Below are 4041 nucleotides of genomic sequence, written 5' to 3'. Positions count from 1 at the left end.
ATTCGAGCAAATAAAGCCCGTGCTGGATTGTATGGGAACCCCGGTGTACACCGGCGGCCCCGGCAGCGGCGATACCACAAAGCTGGTCAACAACATGGTGGGCGGCGCGATTCTGGTCGCCATTGCAGAGGGGTACGCCTTTGCCGCAAAAGCGGGCATCGATTTGCAGACCACCTTTAACGCGACCCGTGGCGGTTTTGCCGGAGGCCCCTTGTACGATAACAAGGTGCCGAAGGTCCTTCATCGGGATTTTGAGCCCGGGGCCCGTATTGCCGTTCACCGAAAGGACATCTTAAACGCCAAGCATTATGCCCACAAAATGGGTGTGGACTTGCCTCTGACCGATGTGGTGCTGCAAGTGATGGATTGGATGAACGATAACGGTTACGTTAATGAAGATCAGGCGGCGCTTGTCCGTTACTATGAGGATAAAATGCAGGTTACTGTGGGGAAGGACGGGGAATGACCCCCGGCATTCCGCAATTGGTACTTGAATATGTGGCTTGCACAAAGAAACAAACCTTGAAATTGAGGAAGAGTCTGATGAGAGAAGTGACCGGCGAGTATCTTGCCCCTATCCAGGCGAAATCCGTGGTAGACCGGGTGGTTTCACGCTTAACCAGCGCCATTATGAGTGGAGAACTGAAGCCCGGAATGAAAATCCCGACAGAATCGGATTTGGGAAAATCCTTCGGTGTGGGCCGCAATACCGTGCGGGAGGCCGTCAGGACCTTGGTGGCCTACGGCATTCTGGAGGTCCGCAGGGCAGACGGCACTTATGTCTGCGACGGGTTCTCCCCCAACATTTTGAACCCGATGCTGTATGGAATTATCCTGCAAAAGGAAAGCGCTCATCACGAGCTTGTGGATCTCCGAAAACTCCTTGATAACGGAATATTGCAGCAGCTTTTTTATACAAAGCTGCCGCAGGAGACATGGGATCGTCTCGGTGCGATTCAGGACGATTTGGAAGAATATCTGTCCTTGGGGGAAAATGATATCGCAGTGATTGCCAAGAAGGACATTGCATTTCACCAGGAGTTGGCAGCCGCCACCGGAAATGTGGCCGTCATTACGCTTTATGACAGCATTGTCAAGATTACCGAGGACTTTCTATACAAAACCATCGAAACCATTTTGCAGCATGATGCGGTGGCCTATTTTTCGGAAAGTCACAGAAATATTATGGAAAAGCTCTCCGGAAATCGGCTGGACGAGCTTTACGAGCGTGTAGAGTGGAGTTACCAGTATTGGTATATGACCTTCAAGGAGGAAGACTCCTTAAATGGCGCCCCGCAGTAAGCGGGTAGAATTTCGCTTTGAGGCAGCAGCACACAATTTGCGGCGATGGCCTTAAATTTTATTGTATTGAGAAGCCCGGCGGGACGCAGTGCGTCTCGCCGGGCTTCTCGTTTATTCGGCCACCAGGAAGGTTTCTGCAATCACCGGCAAGCGGGCGCCAAAGCCCTCCGCCGCCTCGTCGGGATAGGCCATGTAGACCGCGTATACGCCAGACTCCGGAACACCAACCTTCTGGCTCTCCACCCACTGTCCGTCCGTTTCGCTGCCGCAGACCGTCAGCGTCACCTCGGGATTATTCGCGGAGACCCACTGATCCACGGCTCCCTTGGGCAGGTCCTCAGAGGTCTTTACCCATCCTTCATCGGGAATGTAAATGGAGTAGCCCTCTCCTTTATACAGCGTGGCGGGGACCTCCTCGGACTGGCCCTCCACCTCCATGATTAAAACGGTGTGGTCATCTCTGCCGGGCTGGGATGCCGGGTCGCCCGACGTTTCGGATGACGCGGCTCCCGAGGATACGGCGGCGGACGAGCCGGATGAGCCAGCGGCGGGCGGATTCTGTCCGCAGGCAGACAGGGCCAGCGCCAGACAAAGGGCGGCGGCAAGCAGCAGATTTTTCTTCATGGATGGTTCCTCCTTGTATTGGCCCCACAGGGGCTTCTCGTTGTTTTTTTCGTTGCGGTGCTTCGAAGCGGTTGCTTCTTTTATATTGACGGACTCCGTCCGCAAAAAGTTACAAAAGGGGAGCCAGAAGGCTCCCCTTTTTCTCAGTCTTTCCGCTTGCCCAGATAGGCTTCCTTCACCTTTTCATTCACCAGCAGCTCTGCGCCGGTGCCGGAAAGGGTAATGTTGCCGGTTTCCAGCACATAGGCCAAATCCGCAATTTTCAGGGCCATATTGGCATTCTGCTCAATGAGCAGAATCGTGACGCCCTGACGGTTAATCTCCTGAATGATTTTGAAAATATCCTGCACCACTAGCGGAGCAAGCCCCAGCGAGGGTTCGTCCATCATCATCAGCTTGGGTCGGCTCATCAGCGCCCGTCCCACGGCCAGCATCTGCTGCTCGCCGCCAGACAAAGTCCCCGCCAACTGCCAGGAGCGCTCCTGCAACCGGGGAAACAGCTCGTAGACCCAGCTCAAATCCTTTTCGATCTCCGCCTTATCCCTGCGCAGATACGCCCCGATTTTCAGGTTTTCCAGCACCGTTAAATCCGCAAAAACCCGTCGTCCCTCTGGGGACAGGGCAATGCCGCTGCTGATAATCTGGTCGATGTTCCGGCCCGTCAGCTCGGCATCGTTCCACCGGATAGAGCCGGAATCAGCCTTTACAAGGCCGGTGATGGTCCGCAGAGTGGTGGACTTTCCAGCGCCGTTGGCGCCGATCAAAGTGACGATTTTCCCGTCGGGAACCTCCATAGAAATGCCCCGCAGCGCCTGAATGCCGCCGTAGGATACCTTCAGATTGTCGATTTTAAGCATCTTCCGCCACCCCCAGATACGCGTCGATCACGCGCTGGTCGTTCTGAATGCTGGCCGGGGTGCCCTTGGCAATCAGTCCGCCGAAGTCCAGCACGTAAATGCGGTCGGAAATATCCATGACTAAATCCATATGGTGCTCGATGAGGAACACCGTCAGCCCCAGCTCGGAGCGAATACGGCTGATGAACTCCGTCAAATCGTTTGTCTCCTGAGGGTTCATGCCGGCCGCCGGTTCATCCAGCAGCAGCAGCTTCGGCTCGGTTGCCAGCGCCCGGGCAATTTCCAGCCGACGCTGCTTGCCATAGGGCAGAGAGGTTGCCAGCTCGTCCCGCAGCCCACTAAGGCCCACGATGTCCAGCAACCGCTCCACGTCGGCCCGCTGGGCCTCCTCCTCCCGCCGATTCATCCGGAAGGTGGCAGAAAGCAAATTGGAGGTGCGCCGCAGGTGTTTCGCAATCAAAATATTGTCAAACACCGTCTGAGATTTCCAAAGCCGAATGTTCTGAAAAGTCCGGGCCATGCCCAACTTGGTGATACGGTCCGGGGTTGGCGCCAAAACCTTGTCGGTAAAGGCCGCGGGGTCGCGTTCCCGCTCTGACTCCTTTATGGCGTCCCACTCCTCCGGCGTCGCTCCCGTACCAGAAAGGCGAAACGCGGCGGTATACAGCTCCGAGTTCTGCCCCTTGTAAAGCTTTTTCATCTTTCCCTGAGGGTGGTTGCGCACGATGGTTTCCCCGCAAAACTCCACCAGCCCATTACTGGGGGCGTATACCCCGGTGATGACGTTGAACGCGGTGGTCTTTCCCGCGCCGTTGGGTCCGATGAGGGAGACGATCTCTCCCTTGTTAATTTCCAGATTTAAATTGTCCACGGCCACCACGCCGCCGAACTGCATGGTGGCATTTTCCACGCGCAGTACATTCTCTCTCATTTACCCGCACCTGCCTTTGCTTTTGCGGAGCGTCTTTTCTTTCTCAAGTCCCACAGCTCCTGATCACCCATGATGCCCTTCCGGAAAAACAGCACCACAATCATGATGACCACGGAGAACACCACCATGCGAAAGCCTGAGCGCAGCAACGGCAGCTTCAAGCCGGGACTCATCAGGAACCCAATGTTTCCAGCCATCGCCAGCAGCGCCAGCGCAAGCCCCAGCACCGGCCCCCAGGCCACCGCGATCCGTCCCCCGGAGCGGGAGATGAGCTTTCTGCCGCTGCGCTTCAGCCGCAACAGGCCCAACACCACAACCACGGCAATC

General features: G+C 56.1%; 5 protein-coding genes and 1 pseudogene. 2 read left to right on the top strand and 4 right to left on the bottom strand.

Translation table 11 applies throughout. From position 1 onward, the window contains the following. On the top strand, positions 1–466 hold a 466-nt coding region (locus tag RTK01_RS16085), incomplete at its 5' end, for an NAD-binding protein (RefSeq protein ID WP_312281942.1). A gap of 77 nt (positions 467–543) precedes the next feature. Then, positions 544–1302: a FadR/GntR family transcriptional regulator gene (locus RTK01_RS16080; RefSeq protein WP_294855867.1), complete on the top strand. Its 759-nt coding sequence runs from the start codon at positions 544–546 to the stop codon at positions 1300–1302. Between the two features lie 111 nt (positions 1303–1413). Here RTK01_RS16080 and RTK01_RS16075 read toward each other — a convergent pair whose 3' ends face one another. The 4 genes and pseudogenes from RTK01_RS16075 to RTK01_RS16060 all read right to left on the bottom strand — a co-directional run. Continuing rightward, positions 1414–1926, bottom strand: coding sequence for a hypothetical protein (locus tag RTK01_RS16075; protein ID WP_312281941.1), 513 nt, complete (start codon positions 1924–1926; stop codon positions 1414–1416). 143 nt (positions 1927–2069) lie between these two features. Next, positions 2070–2783 carry an ABC transporter ATP-binding protein gene (locus RTK01_RS16070; protein ID WP_312281940.1) on the bottom strand — a complete coding sequence of 238 codons (714 nt, stop codon included), beginning with the start codon at positions 2781–2783 and terminating at the stop codon, positions 2070–2072. Then, on the bottom strand, positions 2776–3714 hold the full coding sequence (locus RTK01_RS16065) for an ABC transporter ATP-binding protein (RefSeq protein ID WP_312281939.1): 939 nt from the start codon (positions 3712–3714) through the stop codon (positions 2776–2778). Before RTK01_RS16065 ends, RTK01_RS16070 begins: the two co-directional genes overlap by 8 nt. Further along, positions 3711–4041 (bottom strand): annotated as a pseudogene (locus tag RTK01_RS16060) (branched-chain amino acid ABC transporter permease); the annotation flags it as partial. The pseudogene RTK01_RS16060 and the gene RTK01_RS16065, both read right to left, overlap by 4 nt.

The sequence above is a fragment of the Oscillibacter sp. genome, from assembly GCF_031978065.1.
Taxonomy (GTDB): Bacteria; Bacillota; Clostridia; order Oscillospirales; family Oscillospiraceae; genus Oscillibacter.
Note: the sequence above shows the minus strand (reverse complement) of the source record. Positions and strands in the feature narration are given on the sequence as shown.

Excerpts from the sequence above, each read along its gene's own strand:
- RTK01_RS16070 (WP_312281940.1), bottom strand. The coding sequence starts at position 2,783 with ATGCTTAAAATCGACAATCTGAAGGTATCCTACGGCGGCATTCAGGCG.
- RTK01_RS16075 (WP_312281941.1), bottom strand. The coding sequence starts at position 1,926 with ATGAAGAAAAATCTGCTGCTTGCCGCCGCCCTTTGTCTGGCGCTGGCC.
- RTK01_RS16080 (WP_294855867.1), top strand. The coding sequence starts at position 544 with ATGAGAGAAGTGACCGGCGAGTATCTTGCCCCTATCCAGGCGAAATCC.
- RTK01_RS16065 (WP_312281939.1), bottom strand. The coding sequence starts at position 3,714 with ATGAGAGAGAATGTACTGCGCGTGGAAAATGCCACCATGCAGTTCGGC.